We start from the raw sequence: 16963 nt of genomic DNA, 5'->3' as shown, positions 1-16963 counted from the left end.
GGCGCCTCGCGGCGCGCGCCGACGCCCCGGCGCTCGACGCCCTGCGCGCCAGAGCGCAATGCCCGGCGACGGCGGCGGCGGTCGCCTCCGCGCTCGGCGACGTCGCCGCCGGGGTCGAGCGCGCCCGGCTCGCCGCCTGCGACCGCGACGGCGCGAGGCTCGCCGCGATCCCCGAGGGCGACGTCGAGGCCCTGAAGGCGTTCCTCGGCAGGACGCCCTGCGCCGCCGCGACGCAGACGGCGCAGGCGCGGCTCGCCGCCGCCGAGACGGCGCAGGCCGAAGAAGCGGCGCTCTGCCGCGCCGAGGATCAGGCGCTCGCCCCGCTCGTGGCCAAAGGCGACCCGGACGGCCTCGGAAAGCTGCGCGCGACGGCGCGTTGCCCGGCGACGCTCGCCGCCATCGACCGGAGCCTGCAGGAGATCGCCGCCGCGAGGCGGCGCGTCGCGCAGGAGGCCGAAGCCCTTTGCGCGCGCGAGAGCGCGGCGCTCGAGGCGCTGGGGCCGGCCGACGCGAAGGGCCTCGCCGCCTTTGAACAGGGCGCGGCCTGCCCGGCGGCGAAGGCGCAGGCGGGGCGGCGTCTCGCCGACGCGCGGCGCGAGGAAACTCGCCTCGCCGAGCTCTGCCGGCGCGACGCGGCGCGGCTTGGCGCGCTCGGCGACGCCGACGACGCCGCGCTCGAAGCCTTTGGCAAAAGCGTCGAATGCCCCGCCGTCGCGGTCTCGGCCGCGAGCCGGATCGCCGCGCTCAAAGCGCGATGCGCCGAGGCCGAGGCGGCGCTCGCCGCGCTCAGGGGCGACGACGCCGATGGGCTGCGCGGCTTTTCCGAAAGCGGCGCCTGCGCGAGCGTCAGGGCGCAGGCCGGTGCGAAGCTCGCGGCGCTTGAGGCCGAGGCGGCGCGCGCGGAGGAGATCTGCCGCCGCGAGGACGTCGAACTCGACGCGCTTAGGGCGGAAGGCCCCGCCGCGCGTGAAAAACTCCTGGCGATGAAGCGCGGCCTCGCCTGCGCGCGGCTCGCGCCCGAGGCGGCGGCCGCGCTCGAAGCGCTGCCGGTCGTCAATGACAAGGCGCAGATCAGCGCGGCGCAGGGCGAGTTGCGCCGCGTCGGCTGTCTGTCGACGCCGGCGACGGGCGCGCTCGACCGCCGGACGAAAGAGGCGTTCGCGCGCTATTTCGCGGCGCGCGGCGGGGAGCCCTCCGGCGCGCTGACGGTCGACGACGCGCTGGTCGGCCGTCTCAGGGAGGAGGGCGGCGGCGTCTGCGGGGCGCCGGCCGTCGTCGAGAAGAAAAAGCCCGCCTCGAAGAAGGACCTTGCCCGCCTGCCCGCCGAGGAGGAGCCGCGCGCGCGGCCCGAGCCGAGGACGCAGCCAAAGCCCGCCCGCGAAAGGGCGGCCCGCCCCGCGCCCGAAAAGCCGGCCCGCGTGGCGCGGCCCGAGCGCGCCGCGCCGCCCGCCCAGCCGCAGGCCCAGTCGACCGCGCGGCGTCCGGGCTCGACCTCGCCGATCGGCGTCGGATTCTAGCGAAGGTCCGCGCGGCCGGTGCGAAAAAATGACGAAACGGCGGGTTGCATGGCCGCAAACGAGCCGATATACCCTGACCCGCCGGCCGCAAGGCCATGGGCGCGTAGCTCAGCGGGAGAGCACTACGTTGACATCGTAGGGGTCACAGGTTCGATCCCTGTCGCGCCCACCATTCCAGCCGTCGCGGGGAGGCTTTGTCCTCCCTGTCGCCGCCTTCCTGGGGAAACCGGTTTCGTCACTCTGACGGCATGTGGCCCCGGAACGTCCGGCCGCCGGCGAGGGCCGCGGCCCGGCGGCCAGAATCCCGAAGGCGGAAGCGCCGAACGACCGACGCAAGCTCTTGAACGTTCGGCGTTTCACTGGCGCGTGGCGATGGGGAGAGGCCGTCCGCACCGTGGTTTCTCGTCGCATGGGTCTGCACCTTTCGCCCAAAATGGGTTAACTGGCGCGTCCGCGCCCTTTTCAAACGGCGCGTCCCGCGGCGTTCGGAGTTGTCGATCGTGACGATGAAAGCCATTTCGGAAAGTGGGGCCGCAGAAGAAGAGCGCGTCTTCGACATCGCCGCGGCCGTCGCGGCCCGCGAAGGCGAGCGCTACGCCCTGCATGCGGCTCATCTCAACGAGATGATGGTGCGCGTCTTTCAGACGATCGGCACCGACGTCGGCTTCACGCGCGGCGAGGGGCAGTATCTCTGGGACCGCGGCGGCGCGCGCTATCTCGATCTTCTGAGCGGCTGGGGCGTGTTCGCCGTCGGGCGCAACCATCCGCTGGTGCGCGAGGCGATCGTGGCGGCGCTCGACGCGAAGCTGCCCAATCTCGTGCAGATGGACGTCTCGGTCCTGTCGGGCCTGCTCGCCGAGCGCCTGCTCGGCTTCGTTCCCTGGCTCGACAAGGTCTTCTTCGCCAATTCCGGCACGGAGACGGTCGAGGCGGCGATGAAATTCGCGCGGCGGGCGACGGGACGCTCCAGAATCGTCCATTGCGGCCACGCCTTCCACGGGCTGTCCTATGGCGCCCTCTCGCTCAACGGCGACGCCGTGTTCAGGGACGGCTTCGGCCCGCTGCTGCCCGACTGCGACGAGGTTCCCTTCAACGATCTCGCCGCGCTCGAGCAGGCGCTTTCCGCGGGCGACGTCGCGGCCTTCATCGTCGAGCCGATCCAGGGCAAGGGCGTCAACATGCCCGACGACTGGTATCTGCGCGACGCCGCCGCGCTCTGCCGCCGCCATGGCGCGCTCTTCGTCGCCGACGAGATCCAGACCGGGCTCGGGCGCACCGGCCGCTTCCTCGCCGTGGAGCATTGGGGCGTCGAGCCGGACATGGTGCTGATCGCCAAAGGGCTTTCGGGCGGACAGGTCCCCGTCGGCGCGCTTTTGACGACGAAGGCGATCTTCCAGAAAGTGTTCAGCCGCATGGACCGCGCCGTGGTGCACGGCTCGACCTTCGCCAAGAACGAGCTCGCCATGGCGGCGGGGCTCGCGGCGCTCGAGATCATCGAGTCCGAGGGGCTGGTGGCGCGGGCCGAGCGGCAGGGCGCGCGCCTGCTCGCCGCCTTCGAGGACATGGCGCGCCGCCATGAGCTCGTCAAGACGGCGCGCGGCAAGGGGCTGATGATCGGCGTCGAATTCGGCAGCCCGCAGTCGCTCAAGCTGAAAGCCGCCTGGGGCGTCGTCGAGGCGGTCAACCCGGGCCTGTTCTGCCAGCTTGTCACCGTGCCGCTGTTCGACCGGCACAAGATCCTCGTCCAGGTCGCGGGCCACGGCAGCCATGTGATCAAGCTGCTGCCGACCCTCGTCATGGACGATTCCGACTGCGACTGGATCGAGCAGGCCTTCGAGGACGTGATCGCCGACGCCCATCGCGTGCCGGGCGCGGTGTGGTCGCTCGGCAAGACGCTCGCCGACCACGCCCTCAGGGCGCGCGCCGGAAAGTAGCTCATGCCGGAGCAGGGCGCGTCGCCGGGCGGGCGGCTGATTCTCGTCGCGCGCTTCGGCGCGGCGCATGGCGTGAGGGGCGAGATCCGCCTTATCAGCTTCACGCAGCAGAAGGCGGCGGCCCTGTCCTACGCCCCGCTTTACGACGCGGCCGGCCGGCGCGAATTCAGGCTTCTGGCGTCGCGCCGCATGAAGGACGACGCCTTTGTCGTTAAAATAGAGGGCGTCGCCGACCGCACGGCGGCGGAGGCGCTGACCAATCTCGACCTCTACGCCCCGCGTGAAAAGCTGCCGGCCCCTGACGCGGATGAGTTTTACGTCGCCGACCTCATCGGCCTCGAAGCGGTCGACCTTGAGGGCGCGCCGCTCGGCGCGGTGAAGGACGTGCTCGACCATGGCGCCGGCGCGATTCTCGAGATCGCGCCCGCCTGCGGCGGCGAGACCCTGCTGTTCCCGTTCACCCGAACCGTCGTGCCGACGATCGATTTCTCCGCGCGCCGCGTCGTCGTCGCGCCGCCGCGCGAGATCGAGGCGCGCGAAGACGACGGCGAATAGGCGCCAGTCCCCCAGAGGCCAGTCCATGTGGCGCGCCAGCGTGCTCACCCTGTTTCCCGGCATGTTCCCCGGACCGCTCGGGCTGTCGCTCGCGGGCGACGCGCTCGCGCGCGGCGTGTTCTCGATCGAGACGCATGACATCCGCGAGCATGGGCTCGGGCGCCACCGCGCGGTCGACGACGCGCCGGCCGGCGGGGGGCCGGGCATGGTGCTGCGGGCCGACGTGCTCGCCGCCGCGCTCGACGCCGTCGCGCCCCGATCGGACGCCCGTCCGCGCTTTTTGATGAGCCCGCGCGGCGCGCGGCTGACGCAGGCGCTCGCGCGCGATCTCGCCGCGGGCGCGGGCGTGGTGCTGGTCTGCGGCCGCTTCGAAGGCGTCGACGAGCGCGTGATCGAAGGTCGCGGCCTGACCGAGATTTCGATCGGCGACTACATTCTTTCGGGCGGGGAGATCGCCGCCATGACGCTGCTCGACGCCTGCGTGCGGCTTCTGCCCGGCGTGATGGGCAAGGCCGAATCGGGCGGCGACGAGAGCTTCGAGACCGGCCTGCTCGAATATCCGCATTACACGCGCCCGCGCGAATGGGAGGGCCGGGCCATTCCGCCCGTGCTGCTCTCGGGCGACCATGCGAGGGTCAGGGCCTGGCGCGACGCCGAGGCGCTGCGCCTGACGCGCGAGCGCCGTCCCGACCTTGTCGAGGATCGCGCCGGCGCGTCGCCCGGGAGCCCTCCTCAGCGCCCGCGCGGCTAGGGCGTTTCGTTCCAGCGGCGTGCGGGCGACCGCCCCCGGACCTATGCTCCGGGCGCGCCGGTCGGGCGCGCGGCCTGCGCGTCGACGATCCGCTTGTCGCGGCGGGTCATCATGCGGCGGGCGACGAGCCATGAGACCGGCGCGGCGAGAATCATGCTCGCCAGCGCGATCGTCATGTAGAGCCCGAAGGCCCAGTCGAAATTATGCGTGGCCTGCGGGTTCATCGCGACGAACAGCGACATGAGGCCGAACAGGACGGCCGACGTCGGCAAAAAGGCGATCAGGGCGATCTTGGCCATGGTTCTCTCCTCGGGCGGACGCGGCGGGAGCGTCTCGCCTTTGTGAAGACGTGCGGCGCACGCCGCGGACTGGCCCGCAAACTCTGGCCGGGGAGGCGGGTTCCTGAGGAGGAGGCGCGGGCTTTCTAGGAATCGGCGGCGTTTGGGGCTATTGCTTGGCCCGGCCGCGGCGCAGACCGGCGCCTGGCTCCGCCTGTCTCCTCAAAGCCCATGGATCTGTCATGAGCGACGCCGCCGAGGCGATCAAAGCCAAGGACATTCTGACTCCCGCCCATCGCGTCGAGCCTGACGCGAAGCAAAGCTTCTGGATGCGCGAACTGCCCTATCTCGTCGTGCTGGCGATGATGCTGGCCGGCGTCGCCTATACGGCGGTCTCGCGCGCCAATCTCGTCGGCTACTGGGAGCTGATGGCCATCGTCGTCTGCGTCGCGGTCATCGCGACCGGATGGTCGGAACTCGACGACCGGCGCGAGCGCCTGCGGCTCGTCGTGTCTCAGGCGCTGCACTGGATCTCCTTTCTGATCGCCATGAATCTCGCGCTGCTGCCCGGCGTGCAGCGGCTCCTGAACCCTGAGGCCACGGGCCTCACCGTCCTGCTGCTGCTGGCGCTCGGCACGGTGACGGCGGCGATCAGCATCATGTCGTGGCAGATCGCCTTCATCGGCGTCGTGATGGCGCTCGCCGTGCCGGGCATCGCCTGGCTGCAGCAGTCGGCGATCGCGGTGGTGCTCGGGCTGCTGCTCGCCGGCGCCGGCGTCGGCGTGGTCTATCACTGGCACAGCCGGGCGCGCGGGCGCGCCGCGACGGCCGGGCGCGACGACGCGGCTTTGTGACCTGCGTCCGGGCCAGGGAGGCGAAGATGAGCAAAGTGATGGATTTTGAAGAAGACGAAAAGCCGTCGCGTCTGGCGGCCTGGCTGGGCGAGGCCCCGTTCCTCGGCATTCTGGCCCTGACGCTGCTCGGCGTCGGCTATATGAGCATGGCCCGTCGCCCGCTGATCGGCTACTGGGAGTTCGTCGCCGTCGTCACGGGCGTCGTCTGCGTGGCGTCGAGCTGGGCGCGCGAGCCTGACGCCGCGGCGCGCTGGCGGCTCGTGTGGACGCAGGCGCTGCACTGGAGCGCCTTTCTCATCGCCATGAACCTCGTGCTGCTGCCGAGCGTGCGGGCCATCGCCGACGACGACTTCACGAGCCTCGTCATTTTGCTGCTGCTCGGGCTCGGCGTCTTCATCGCGGGCGTGCACACGGGCTCCTGGCGGCTCTGTCTCAACGGGCTCGTCATGGCGCTTTGCGTGCCGGGCGTCGCCTGGATCGACCAGTCGGCCTTCTTCCTTCTGCTCGTCGCCGTCGCCGTGATCGCCATCGGCGGCCTGTTCCTTCTGCGGCGGCGCGACAAAGGCGCCGCGCGCCGCGCCTGATTGCGACGATCCGACGCCGGGGCGTCTGGAACCGCGTCCGCGGCCGCGTCGTTGAATGGACGCCAAAGCGGCGCGCGCCCCGCGCGTCCGTGGCGGCCGGCCGCGCCGCCGGCCGCATCCCCAGCCAGAAGGCCAAGGCCCATGACCGCCAAGACCGCCAAGGAGCGCGCGATCGCGCCCCTCGAAACGCCGACCGACCTCAAGGCGGACGCGACCAAAGACATCGCCGCCGCGCTGACGACGCTGCTCGCCGACATGTTCGCGCTCTACGTCAAGACGAAGAACTTCCACTGGCATGTTTCGGGGCCGCATTTCCGCGACTACCACCTGCTGCTCGACGACCAGGCGACCGAGATCTTCGCCGCCACCGACCCGATCGCCGAGCGCGTGCGCAAGATCGGCGGCACGACGCTGCGCTCGATCGGCGAGATCAGCCGCATCCAGCGCCTTCTCGACAATGACGCGCCCTATGTGACCCCGACCGACATGCTGGCCGAGCTGCGCGACGACAACAAGCAGCTCACCGCCTCGCTGCGCGAGCTGCATGAGCTCTGCGACGAAAAGAACGACGTCGCGACGGCGAGCCTGATCGAGAACTGGATCGACGAAGCCGAACGGCGCGTCTGGTTCCTGTTCGAGGCGACGCGCAACACGCAGTAAAAGTCAGCCTCCGGCGTCGGCTGCGCCTTAACGGCTAGCCGCGCCGGGGCGACGCCGCCGCGGCGGGCTGCTAGGAGAGGCCATGGCCTCGTCCCAGGATCTTTCCGCCTCGCCGAATCTTCTCGCCGCGACGCTCGTCTGCGCTCCGTCCGCCCCCGCCCTGACGCCCGCGCTCGCGCGCGCCGCCACGGCGGCGGTCGCGGCCGCGCGGGCGCGCTGGCTCGCCGAAGGCGTCGCGCTCGATCTCCTCATTCCCGCAGGGCCGGCGCCGGCCGAGGCCGAGATGCGGCTACGCGGGGCGCTCGACGGCGCGCCGGTCGACGTGATCGTCCAGAACGCGGCCGGGCGGCGCAAGAAGCTGTTCGTGGCCGACATGGATTCGACCATGATCGGCCAGGAATGCGTCGACGAGCTCGCCGCCGAGGTCGGCCTCAAGGACCATGTGGCGGCCATCACCGAACGCGCCATGCGCGGCGAAATTCCGTTCGAGGACGCGCTGCGCGAACGCGTCGCCCTGCTCAGGGGCCTGCCCGGCGAGACGGCGGGCGCGGTGATCGCCAAAGCGATCCGGCCGACGCCGGGCGGCAGGGCGCTCGTCATGACCATGCGCCGCCACGGGGCGCGGGCCGTTCTCGCCTCGGGCGGCTTCACGGCCTTCACGAGCGTGATCGCGGCGAAGCTCGGCTTCGACGCCGATTACGCGAACCGGCTGGAACTCGACGAAGACGGGCGCTTCGCCGGAACCGTCGCCGAGCCGATTTTCGGAGCGGGCGGCAAGCTCGAGACGCTGGAGCGGCTGCGCGCCGAGCTTGGCCTCGCGCGGGACGAAACGCTCGCCGTCGGCGACGGCGCCAACGACCTGCCGATGCTGAAGGCCGCCGGGCTCGGCGTCGCCTTCCATGGCAAGCCGAGGGTCGCGGCCGAGGCCGGCGCGCGCGTCGACCACGGCGACCTCACCGCGCTCCTTTACGCGCAGGGCTATGCGCGCGAGGAGTTTTTGGAGGATTGAGCGCTCAGGCCTGCGTCGGGAAGCTCAGCGCCCTGAGCTCCTTGACGCCGGTCAGCGCCCCGGCGAGCGCGAGCGTCGGCTCGGGCAGCGGCGCGTCGATGGCGATGAGCGAGACGGCGGTGCCGCCGGCGCGGTCGCGGCCGAGCGCGAAGGTCGCGATATTGACGCCCGCAGCCCCGACGACGCTCGTCAGCTTGCCGATGAAGCCCGGCTTGTCCTCGTTCACCACATAGAGCATGAGCGGCGCGGCGAGGGCGTCGACGCTGACGCCGTCGACCGAGACGATGCGCGGCCTGCCGTCGTGGAACACCGTGCCCGAGACGCTGCGCGTCTGCGTCTGCGTCTCCACCGTCAGGGTCACGAGCGATTCATAATCGCCGTCGCCCGCGCGCGCGACCTCGTCGATCACGATTCCGCGCTCCTTGGCGACCGTGGGCGCGGCGACGACGCTGACGTCGGCGAGCATCGGCCGCAGCAGCCCGGCCACGGCCGAGGCGGTGAGCGCCTTCGTCTTGAGCGCGCCGACGTCGCCCTCATAGACGATGGCGGCCTTCCTGACGCCGCTGTCGACGCTCTGGCCGATGAAGCCGCCAAGCACTTCGGCGAGCGCGACGAAGGGCTTGATCCTGGGCGCCTCCTCGGCGGCGATCGAGGGAAAGTTGATGGCGTTGGAAATCGCGCCGCGGGTCAGGTAATCGGCCATCTGCTCGGCGATCTGCAGCGCGACGTTCTCCTGCGCCTCGGCGGTCGAGGCGCCAAGATGCGGCGTGCAGACCATGTTGGGCGCGCCGAACAGGACGTTCTCCTTCGCCGGCTCGACCGAGAACACGTCGAAGCCCGCGCCCGCGACATGGCCGGCGTCGAGCAGGACGCGCAGCGCGGCTTCGTCCACAAGCCCGCCGCGCGCGCAGTTTATGATGCGAACCCCCTTCTTGGTCCGCGCCAGCGCCTCGGCCGAGAGAATGTTCTTGGTCTGCGCGTTGAGCGGCGTGTGCAGGGTGATGAAGTCGGCGCGGGTCAGAAGGTCGGCGAGCTCCACCTTCTCGACGCCGAGGTCGGCGGCGCGCTCGGGCGACAGGAAGGGATCGAAGGCGATCACATGCATGTGCAGGCCGATCGCCCGGCTCGCCACGATCGCGCCGATGTTGCCGCAGCCGATCACGCCCAGCACCTTGCCGGTGATCTCGACGCCCATGAAGCGGCTCTTTTCCCATTTGCCGGCCTGGGTCGAGGCGTCGGCCGCCGGGACCTGCCGCGCCGTCGCGAACATCATGGCGATGGCGTGCTCGGCCGTGGTGATGGAGTTGCCGAACGGCGTGTTCATCACGATCACGCCTTTCGCCGTCGCCGCCGGAACGTCGACATTGTCGACGCCGATGCCGGCGCGCCCGATCACCTTGAGATTCTGCGCGCGGGCGAGGATGTCGGCGGTGACCTTGGTTTCGGAGCGGATGGCGAGGCCGTGGAACTCGCCGATGACCGCGGCGAGCTTCTCCCTGTCCTTGCCGAGCGTCGGCTGGAATTCGACGACGACGCCGCGATCCTTGAAAATGGCGACGGCGGCGGGCGAAAGCGCATCTGAAATCAGGACGCGGCGGGGCATGGTCGGCTCCAATGACGGCGGACGCCGCGGCCTTGCCGCCGCCGGCGTCAAAAAGGAAAGAAAAGGATAAGGCCTGCGCGGCTCAGGCCGCGACCGTCGCCCGCGCCCTGGCGCAGGCGAAGGCGTAGTCGAGCCATTGCGTCAAGATCTCGACGTCGCGCGTCTCGACCGTCGCGCCGCACCAGACGCGCAGGCCGGGCGGGGCGTCGCGATAGGCGCCGACGTCATAGGCCGCGCCCTCCTTTTCGAGCAGGCCGGTCATGGCCTTGACGAACGCCGCCTGGTCCCTGGGCGCGAGCGCGGCGACGGCGGAATCGACGATTTTGAGGCAGACGCTGGTGTTCGAGCGCAGGCGCGGATCGGCCGCGAGGAAATCGACCCACGCCGTCCGTTCGACCCAGTCGCCGAGCGCCTTGGCGTTGGCGTCGGCGCGGGCGACGAGGCCGTCGAGCCCGCCGACCGATTTCCCCCATTCGAGCGCGTCGATATAGTCCTCGACGCAGAGCATGGAGGGGGTGTTGATGGTTTCGCCCTCGAACACGCCTTCGATCAGCTTGCCGCCGCTCGTCAGCCGGAACAGTTTCGGCACCGGCCAGGCGGGAACATGGGTCAGGAGCCGTTCGACCGCGCGCGGCGACAGCACGATCACGCCATGGGCCGCCTCGCCGCCGAGCGCCTTCTGCCAGGAGAAGGTGACGACGTCGAGCTTCGACCAGTCGAGTTTCTGGGCGAAGGCGGCCGAGGTCGCGTCGCACAAGGTGAGCCCGGCGCGGTCCGCAGGGATCCAGCCGGCGTCTGGCGCGCGCGCGCCAGACGTCGTGCCGTTCCAGGCGAAAACCACGTCGCGGCCGAAATCGACGGCCGAAAGGTCGGGAATTTCGCCATAGGGCGCCTTGAGCACGCGCGCGTCGAGCTTGAGCTGCTTGACGGCGTCGGTCGCCCAGCCTTCGCCAAAGGACTCCCAGGCGAGCACCTCGACGGCGCGCGGGCCGAGCAGGCCCCACATGGCCATCTCGAAGGCGCCGGTGTCGGAGCCCGGCACGATTCCAATGCGATAGTCGGCCGGAATTTCGAGAATTTCGCGCGTCAGGGCGATGGCCGCCTTCAGCCGCGCCTTGCCCTCGCTCGAGCGATGCGAGCGGCCAAGAAGCGCGTCGTCGAGCCTGGCGCTGCGCCAGCCCGGCCGCTTGGCGCAGGGGCCGGACGAGAAATGCGGGCGCTCCGGTCGGACGGAGGGCGGTTGCGCTGTGTCGATGGCCATGAGACGCCGCTTTCCTTGACTTGTCGGGTCCGACGCCGAAGCTCTGTCCGGGGCGCGGCGGCGCCGGACGCTGAGAGCGGACCGAAGAGGACGAGATAGATAGGATATTTCTATCGTATGATTTGAAGGGCGAATAGTCCAGCTTCGCCCAAGGGTCAAGGCGGGCCGCGCGGACGACGGCGCAGCCTTAACCGAACATGAATTATCGACGCCGGTGAAACGGTGTGTTGGCGCGAGCGGCGATGGCGCAAGCGCGGCGGAGCGGTCATTTTAAACCCAACGGCGCGGCGACGTCCGCGCCCAACTCTCGAACAAGAGGCGCCCTGCGCCGCGTCTTCACCAGAGCGCGGCGCTTTCGCGCGCCCCGGAGCTTGCGGGCGATGACTCAGGAAATCGACATATATGGGGTGTTCGTCCCCTCCCTTCTGCTTTGGGCCGCCTGCGCGCTCGCGCTCACGGCCCTGCTGCGCCGGCTTTTCGCGCTGAGCGGCGCGCATCGGCGGCTGTGGCGCCCGACGCTGTTCGACCTCGGCGTGTTTCTGGCGCTTCTTGGCTGCCTGACCCTGCCGCAGGCGGCCTGAGAACGGGAGCAAGATCATGCGCCCCTTCCTTTCATGGCTTGGCCGCGTCGCCCTCACCGGCGGCGTGCTCGTCGTCGCGCTGATTTTTGGCGCGCAGCTCTGGGCCTATTATGTCGACGCCCCCTGGACGCGGGACGGCCGCGTCAAGGCGGACATCGTGGCGGTGGCGCCCGACGTCTCGGGCCTCGTGACCGACGTGTTCGTGCACGACAATGAGGTCGTGACGAAGGGGCAGCCGCTGTTTCGCATCGACCGCGACCGCTTCGAACTCGCCGTCCGGCAGGCCGAAGCCGCGCTCGAGGGCCGCGCGGCCGCCTTCGACGAGGCGGCCGACGACCTCACGCGCTACAGCCAGCTCAGCGACCGCGTCGTGTCGCGGCAGAAATACGAGCAGGCGCTTTCGGCCAAGCTGCGCGCCGAGTCGGCGCTTGGCGAGGCGAAGGCGCAGCTCGACCTCGCCAAGCTCAATCTCGAGCGCAGCGAGGTGCGCGCCTCGGTCAATGGCGCGGTGACGAATCTCGACCTGCGCCCCGGCGCCTATGTCTCCGCCGGCAAGGGCGTGTTCGCCCTCGTCGACGCCGACAGCCTGCGCGTCGAAGGCTATTTCGAGGAGACCAAGCTGCCGCGCATCCATGTGGGCGACCGCGCCGAAATCAGGTTGATGGGCGAGGACAAGGCGCTCACCGGCCGGGTCGAGAGCGTCGCCGCGGCGATCGACGACAGGGAGCGGCGCGCGGGCGAATCTCTCGTCGCCAACGTCAACCCGACCTTCGCCTGGGTGCGTCTCGCCCAGCGCGTGCCGGTGCGGGTCACGCTCGACGCGACGCCGGCGGCGATCCGCCTCGTCCCGGGCCGCACCGCGACCGTCTCGATCGACGAGAAGACCTCGGCGAACCGGACGGCGCGGCCCGCCGGTCCGCCGTCTTCATGGCGCGACGCGCTGCGCGTGCTGGGGCTCGGCCGGACGCTCTAGGCGCCCGGTCGAGCCGACGCCCGTCGCGGGCTCACGCGCCGCCGCGCCGCGCAGACAAAGCTGCCTTTTCGCAAAATCGCGTCTTTCATTTATATTGTGAAGACGACATGACAATCCGGGCCGCATTCAAGGCGCCGACGCGATTTGACGCTCCGTCCGTCTCGGGAGTCCGAGACGGTTGAGGCCGAGGATCCGCGACTTCAGGCAGGACGGCCCCTTTCAGGCGAACGCAAGTCCCATGCAGAAGCTCGACGATCTCATCACCTTCGTCCGCGTCGTTGAGCGCGGCAGCTTCATCGCCGCCGCGCGGCAGCTCGGCATTCCGCCGGCGACGGCGAGCCGCAAGGTTCAGGATCTCGAAAGCCGCCTTGGCGTCGAGCTTTTGCGCCGCACGACGCGCCGGCTCATCGTCACCGACGCCGGCCGCGCCGTGTATGAACGCGCGGCGGAAGGGCTGCTGCTCATCGAGGAGGCGGAGCTCGCCGCCAAGACCCATCTCGCCAAGCCTTCGGGAATCCTGCGCGTGCTCGCGCCCTATGCGCTCGGCGGGCTGATCATCGACCGCATGCTGTCCGACTTTCAGAAGCTCTGTCCCGACGTGCAGATCCAGCTCACGCTCAACAACGAGCATCTCGACCTGATCGAGCACGGCTTCGACGTCGCGCTGCGCATCGGCGCGCTGAAAGATTCAGCTTATGTCGTGCGTCATCTTCTCGACGGGCGGCGTCGCGTGGTCGCCTCGCCCGACTATCTCGAGGCGCATCCGCCGATCGAATCGATCGAGGATCTTGCGGGCCACGCATTCCTCGCCTCGATGATCGAGACGTCCGGCGGGCCGCAGATTCATGTCTTCACCGACGGGACCGTCGAGAAGCGCGTCGCGCTGACGCCGCGCATCGCCTCGAACGAACCTTCCGTCGCGCTCAACCACGCGCTGAACGGGGAGGGCTTCGCCATTCTGGCCGAGCTCTACGTGCGCCCGCATCTCGACGACGGCAGCCTCAAGGTGGCGCTGCCCGAATGGCGCAGCGGCGAGGATCTGCACGCCTCGCTCCTGTTCTCGCGCCATGCGACGAGCGATCCCAAGATCCGCATGTTCGTCGACTTTCTCGGCGGCTCCTCGCGGCGGCTGGCGCAGGCGTCGTCCACGCCGGACTCGCCGCGCGCCGTGGCCTGAGCGCGCCGCGCGCCGCCTGCACGTTCTGGGGTACGACATTATAGTCGTACGTCATATTATGAATTGCGACGCGGCCTGCTTGTTCGCAAGCCTTGCAGCGACTACCTGCTCCTTAACGCCAGAACCTGACGCAAAGGAGCAAGTCCGATGAAAACGCTTTATCTTTCTCTCGCCGTCGTCGCCGTCCTGACCAGCGCCGGGGCGGCCCTCGCCGGCGCCCCGCGGCCTTCGCGCGTCTGCTTCGTGCCGACCTTCCAGGAGCAGGTGCGCCATCTGCAGGATTGGCGCAGCCTCGACAAGCCCGATAATTACTATGCCGAAGACTACGCCTCCGCGCAGTGCGAGGACGCGCGCCGCTCCTGAGCGCGCGCCGTGCGCATGATCTGAACTCACGACGCCGGCCGCGCCTCTTGCGGCCGGCCGCAAGGACGCCGGTCATGGGTCCCTACAGCCTGCGCGACTGGGCCTTTTCGCTGAAGACCTTCGCCGCCGCCGCGGCGGCGCTCTACATCTGCTTCGCGCTGCAGCTCGAGCGCCCTTACTGGGCGGTGGCGACCGTCTACATCTGCTCGCAGCCGCTTTCGGGGGCGACGCGCTCCAAGGCGTTCTACCGCGCCTTCGGCACCCTGCTCGGCGCGGCCGCCGGCGTCGCCATCGTCCCCAATCTCGTCAATGCGCCGGAGCTCATGAGCTTCGCGGTGGCGCTGTGGATCGCCGGGTGCCTCTATCTCGCCGTGCTCGACCGCACGCCGCGCTCCTACATGTTCATGCTCGCGGGCTACACCGCAGCGATCGTCGGCTTTCCGAGCGTCGACGCGCCCGGCGCGATTTTCGACGTCGCCGTCGCGAGGGTCGAGGAAATTTTCGTCGGCCTTGTCTGCGCCAGCCTGTTTTCGTCGCTGGTCTTTCCCCAGCATGTCGCGCCGCTCCTCGCCGAGCGGCTCGCCTCGTCCCTGAAGGACGCCGACCTGTGGGCCGCGGAGGCGCTTGCCGGCGTCGAGAACTCCCACGCCCTGCGCCTGCGCCTCGCAGCCGACGCCGCGCAGCTCGACCAGCTTTCCGTCCATCTCGCCTTTGACGCCTCGATCCAGAGTCATGCGGCCCGCGCGACGCGCCTCCTGCGGCTCCGGCTTCTTTTGCTGACGCCCGTCATCGTCGCCGTCGCCGACCGCGTGCGCGGCCTCGCCGGCGAGGCCGCGCAGGAGACGCTGGCGCTCGCGCGCGCGCTTGGCGAGCGCTTCGCCGCGGGCGAGGACGCGAGCGCCGACGAAAAGGCGCGGCTCGCCCGCCTCGTCGCCGACCGCGAACGCCGCGTCGACGCCTCGGCCTCGACGCCGGCGGCGATCGAGCTCAGCCTGCTGTTGCGCCTCCAGGATCTGCTCGCCCTGCGCGGCGACTGCCGCCTGCTGCGCGAGCAGATCGAGTCCGGCGCTCCGCGCCTGAAGGAGAAGCTCTCATTCAACCCGCCGGCGGGCGCGGCCGAGATGCGTCATCGCGACCATTTCGCCGCGCTGCTCGCCGCGGCCACCGTGTTCATCTGCGTCGGCGGCGTCTGCGTGTTCTGGATCGCGACCGACTGGCCGCATGGCGCGACGGCGGCGCTCTGCGCGGCGGTCGTCTGCTGCATCTTCGCGACGCTCGACGAGCCTGCGCCCGCGCTGCGCGCCTTCGCGCTCGGCTCGGCCGGCGCGCTTGGCGTGGCCGCCGCCTATCTCTTCGCGATCCTGCCGCGCGCCCAGACCTTCGAGGCGCTGATTCTGGCGCTCGCGCCGGCCTTTGTCGCCTTCGGCCTGATGGCGACGCGGCCAAAGACCGCGGTCATGAGCGTCGCCCTCTCGCTGTGGACGGCGACGCTGATGGCGCTGACCGACAATTACGCCGCCGATTTCGCCGAACTGATGAACTCCGGCCTCGCCCTGCTCGGCGGCGTCTGGGCCTCCATGCTGGCCTTCGGCCTCGTCGAGGCGGCCGGCGCGCCCTGGCGCCTGGAGCGCCTCGTCAGGGCCAACCGGCTCGAGCTCGCGGCGGCGGCGGAAGGGCGCGGCGGCCGCGATCGCGCCCATTTCGCGGCCCTGATGCTCGACCGGCTCGCGCTCGCCGCGTCCTGCGTCGCGGCGCCCGGCGCAGCCTCCGCCGAGTCCGAGCTCGACGCGCCCGCCGTGCGGCTGATGCGCGGTCTGCGCGTGGGGCTGAACATCATCGAGCTGCGCGTCGCCCGCCGCGCGCTGCCCGCCGCGGCGCCCGAGCTCGACGCCCTGCTGGCGGCGCTCGCGCGCTTCTTCCGCGCGCCCGCCGGCCGCGCGCCGGGGCCTGAGATCGACGCGCTGATCGAGCGCGCGCTGAGCCGGCTCGTCGGCGAGCCGGCGGGGGAGGGGCGCAGGGCCGGCCTCGTCGGGCTGATCGGCCTGCGCCGCACCCTGTTCGCCGGCGCGGCCGACGGCCGGGCGAACGCGTCGACCGGACGAAACGGCGACGACGCGGGCGCTGTCGCGGCCGCCGCCTGAACGAACGCCGCGCAAAGGCCTGACCAAAACGGCCGTGAAAAAACCGAAGCCGGCGCCGCTTGCGCGGGCCGGCTTCGGTTTGTGTCTTTGACAGGGGGCTGGCGTCGTCAGATCTGGCCGCCCCGCTCAGGGGAGATTGTTGGCGGGGTTGCGGCCGTCGAGCATGGCGCCAAGGCTGCCCGAGGCGCCGCGCGGATTGCTGACGACGCCATATTGGACCCTCCAGTCGGGGCCCGCGGCGGCCGACGCCTGCTCATGGACGCCATAATAGTCCCGGGGGCGCGGCTGACGCGCGTCTTTCGCGGCGGCGACGCCGACGGAGGCCATGAAAAAGGCGGCCGCAAGGGCGGCCGCGCCTGTCGAGGCGAGACCTGACATGTGTTTTCTCCATAAAAAATCTGCGATCAGGGGCCGATCCGAAACATCGGCCATGGCCTGAATATAGCCGCTGTCTCAAAAATTATTAAATAGAAACAGTGATTTATAGTTGTCGCGGCTGAATTTGACCATTCCATTTCCAGGCAGGGCGACGCGACTCATGATCCTGCGCCGCGCTTGACGGCCCGGCCGCGCCTCCGTGAAGTGGCGAGACCACGGCCGCGTCGGGCGAAGGGGGACGTCGTTTGAGCATCTTGGCCGCATGCGCGCTTCGTTTTTATCGCGACCGGGCGGGTCGGCGCGGCCGCGCTTTTGCGGCCCTTTTCGGCGCCGCGCTGTGCGCG

General features: G+C 70.4%; 16 protein-coding genes, 1 tRNA gene and 1 pseudogene. 14 read left to right on the top strand and 4 right to left on the bottom strand.

Annotated elements, in window-relative coordinates:
- The 5 genes and pseudogenes from ACILRB_RS01250 to trmD form a co-directional block, all read left to right on the top strand.
- A pseudogene (locus ACILRB_RS01250) lies at positions 1-1517 on the top strand (hypothetical protein); the annotation flags it as partial.
- Between the two features lie 97 nt (positions 1518-1614).
- Positions 1615-1689: transfer RNA gene (locus ACILRB_RS01245), tRNA-Val, on the top strand.
- A 334-nt stretch (positions 1690-2023) separates the two neighbouring features.
- Positions 2024-3451 carry an aspartate aminotransferase family protein gene (locus ACILRB_RS01240; protein ID WP_395664487.1) on the top strand — a complete coding sequence of 476 codons (1428 nt, stop codon included), beginning with the start codon at positions 2024-2026 and terminating at the stop codon, positions 3449-3451.
- Between the two features lie 3 nt (positions 3452-3454).
- Entirely contained in the window at positions 3455-4006 is a 552-nt protein-coding gene (rimM, locus tag ACILRB_RS01235; protein WP_395664478.1) for a ribosome maturation factor RimM, read from the top strand.
- Between the two features lie 25 nt (positions 4007-4031).
- Positions 4032-4757, top strand: coding sequence for a tRNA (guanosine(37)-N1)-methyltransferase TrmD (gene trmD, locus ACILRB_RS01230; RefSeq protein ID WP_395664477.1), 726 nt, complete (start codon positions 4032-4034; stop codon positions 4755-4757).
- 41 nt (positions 4758-4798) lie between these two features.
- On the opposite strand, the gene ACILRB_RS01225 is transcribed toward trmD, so the two are convergent.
- A complete protein-coding gene (locus tag ACILRB_RS01225; RefSeq protein WP_395664476.1) occupies positions 4799-5056 on the bottom strand; it encodes a hypothetical protein in 258 nt (85 codons plus the stop codon).
- 221 nt (positions 5057-5277) lie between these two features.
- Between ACILRB_RS01225 and ACILRB_RS01220 the strand changes: the two genes are divergently transcribed.
- From ACILRB_RS01220 to serB, 4 genes are all read left to right on the top strand, one after another.
- Positions 5278-5889 (top strand): hypothetical protein, encoded by a 612-nt coding sequence (locus ACILRB_RS01220; RefSeq protein ID WP_395664475.1) that lies wholly within the window; start codon positions 5278-5280, stop codon positions 5887-5889.
- A 26-nt stretch (positions 5890-5915) separates the two neighbouring features.
- Entirely contained in the window at positions 5916-6473 is a 558-nt protein-coding gene (locus tag ACILRB_RS01215) for a hypothetical protein (protein ID WP_395664474.1), read from the top strand.
- A gap of 141 nt (positions 6474-6614) precedes the next feature.
- The gene (locus ACILRB_RS01210) at positions 6615-7133 is read left to right on the top strand and encodes a Dps family protein (protein WP_395664473.1); all 519 of its coding nucleotides are present in this window, start codon (positions 6615-6617) and stop codon (positions 7131-7133) included.
- An 82-nt stretch (positions 7134-7215) separates the two neighbouring features.
- Positions 7216-8142, top strand: a complete 927-nt coding sequence (gene serB / locus ACILRB_RS01205; protein ID WP_395664472.1) for a phosphoserine phosphatase SerB — start codon at positions 7216-7218, stop codon at positions 8140-8142.
- Between the two features lie 4 nt (positions 8143-8146).
- On the opposite strand, the gene serA is transcribed toward serB, so the two are convergent.
- Together serA and ACILRB_RS01195 are read right to left on the bottom strand one after the other, a co-directional pair.
- Complete coding sequence (gene serA, locus ACILRB_RS01200; protein WP_395664471.1) at positions 8147-9745, bottom strand: phosphoglycerate dehydrogenase; 1599 nt, start codon at positions 9743-9745, stop codon at positions 8147-8149.
- An 82-nt stretch (positions 9746-9827) separates the two neighbouring features.
- Positions 9828-11006 carry a phosphoserine transaminase gene (locus ACILRB_RS01195; RefSeq protein WP_395664470.1) on the bottom strand — a complete coding sequence of 393 codons (1179 nt, stop codon included), beginning with the start codon at positions 11004-11006 and terminating at the stop codon, positions 9828-9830.
- A gap of 380 nt (positions 11007-11386) precedes the next feature.
- Between ACILRB_RS01195 and ACILRB_RS01190 the strand changes: the two genes are divergently transcribed.
- The 5 genes from ACILRB_RS01190 to ACILRB_RS01170 all read left to right on the top strand — a co-directional run bounded on the left by ACILRB_RS01190 (position 11387) and on the right by ACILRB_RS01170 (position 16241).
- Positions 11387-11587: a DUF1656 domain-containing protein gene (locus ACILRB_RS01190; protein ID WP_395664469.1), complete on the top strand. Its 201-nt coding sequence runs from the start codon at positions 11387-11389 to the stop codon at positions 11585-11587.
- A gap of 16 nt (positions 11588-11603) precedes the next feature.
- A complete protein-coding gene (locus ACILRB_RS01185; RefSeq protein ID WP_395664468.1) occupies positions 11604-12560 on the top strand; it encodes an efflux RND transporter periplasmic adaptor subunit in 957 nt (318 codons plus the stop codon).
- Positions 12561-12798: 238 nt separating this feature from the next.
- On the top strand, positions 12799-13737 hold the full coding sequence (locus ACILRB_RS01180) for a LysR family transcriptional regulator (RefSeq protein WP_395664467.1): 939 nt from the start codon (positions 12799-12801) through the stop codon (positions 13735-13737).
- 147 nt (positions 13738-13884) lie between these two features.
- Entirely contained in the window at positions 13885-14100 is a 216-nt protein-coding gene (locus ACILRB_RS01175) for a hypothetical protein (RefSeq protein WP_395664466.1), read from the top strand.
- Between the two features lie 74 nt (positions 14101-14174).
- A complete protein-coding gene (locus ACILRB_RS01170; protein WP_395664465.1) occupies positions 14175-16241 on the top strand; it encodes an FUSC family protein in 2067 nt (688 codons plus the stop codon).
- A gap of 126 nt (positions 16242-16367) precedes the next feature.
- Here the strand turns inward: ACILRB_RS01170 and ACILRB_RS01165 are convergent, their stop codons facing one another.
- A complete protein-coding gene (locus tag ACILRB_RS01165) occupies positions 16368-16619 on the bottom strand; it encodes a hypothetical protein (RefSeq protein WP_395664464.1) in 252 nt (83 codons plus the stop codon).
- Between the last annotated feature and the right edge of the window lie 344 nt (positions 16620-16963).

The organism is Methylocella sp., from assembly GCF_044226135.1.
Classification (GTDB): Bacteria; Pseudomonadota; Alphaproteobacteria; order Rhizobiales; family Beijerinckiaceae; genus Methylocapsa.
The sequence above is the reverse complement of the archived record's forward strand: the minus strand, read 5'-3'. Positions and strand labels throughout refer to the sequence as shown.

What these genes read in the sequence shown, in the direction of transcription:
- ACILRB_RS01240 (WP_395664487.1), top strand. Translation starts at nt 2,024, where the DNA reads ATGAAAGCCATTTCGGAAAGTGGGGCCGCAGAAGAAGAGCGCGTCTTC.
- rimM (WP_395664478.1), top strand. Translation starts at nt 3,455, where the DNA reads ATGCCGGAGCAGGGCGCGTCGCCGGGCGGGCGGCTGATTCTCGTCGCG.
- trmD (WP_395664477.1), top strand. Translation starts at nt 4,032, where the DNA reads ATGTGGCGCGCCAGCGTGCTCACCCTGTTTCCCGGCATGTTCCCCGGA.
- ACILRB_RS01225 (WP_395664476.1), bottom strand. Translation starts at nt 5,056, where the DNA reads ATGGCCAAGATCGCCCTGATCGCCTTTTTGCCGACGTCGGCCGTCCTG.
- ACILRB_RS01220 (WP_395664475.1), top strand. Translation starts at nt 5,278, where the DNA reads ATGAGCGACGCCGCCGAGGCGATCAAAGCCAAGGACATTCTGACTCCC.
- ACILRB_RS01215 (WP_395664474.1), top strand. Translation starts at nt 5,916, where the DNA reads ATGAGCAAAGTGATGGATTTTGAAGAAGACGAAAAGCCGTCGCGTCTG.
- ACILRB_RS01210 (WP_395664473.1), top strand. Translation starts at nt 6,615, where the DNA reads ATGACCGCCAAGACCGCCAAGGAGCGCGCGATCGCGCCCCTCGAAACG.
- serB (WP_395664472.1), top strand. Translation starts at nt 7,216, where the DNA reads ATGGCCTCGTCCCAGGATCTTTCCGCCTCGCCGAATCTTCTCGCCGCG.
- serA (WP_395664471.1), bottom strand. Translation starts at nt 9,745, where the DNA reads ATGCCCCGCCGCGTCCTGATTTCAGATGCGCTTTCGCCCGCCGCCGTC.
- ACILRB_RS01195 (WP_395664470.1), bottom strand. Translation starts at nt 11,006, where the DNA reads ATGGCCATCGACACAGCGCAACCGCCCTCCGTCCGACCGGAGCGCCCG.
- ACILRB_RS01190 (WP_395664469.1), top strand. Translation starts at nt 11,387, where the DNA reads ATGACTCAGGAAATCGACATATATGGGGTGTTCGTCCCCTCCCTTCTG.
- ACILRB_RS01185 (WP_395664468.1), top strand. Translation starts at nt 11,604, where the DNA reads ATGCGCCCCTTCCTTTCATGGCTTGGCCGCGTCGCCCTCACCGGCGGC.
- ACILRB_RS01180 (WP_395664467.1), top strand. Translation starts at nt 12,799, where the DNA reads ATGCAGAAGCTCGACGATCTCATCACCTTCGTCCGCGTCGTTGAGCGC.
- ACILRB_RS01175 (WP_395664466.1), top strand. Translation starts at nt 13,885, where the DNA reads ATGAAAACGCTTTATCTTTCTCTCGCCGTCGTCGCCGTCCTGACCAGC.
- ACILRB_RS01170 (WP_395664465.1), top strand. Translation starts at nt 14,175, where the DNA reads ATGGGTCCCTACAGCCTGCGCGACTGGGCCTTTTCGCTGAAGACCTTC.
- ACILRB_RS01165 (WP_395664464.1), bottom strand. Translation starts at nt 16,619, where the DNA reads ATGTCAGGTCTCGCCTCGACAGGCGCGGCCGCCCTTGCGGCCGCCTTT.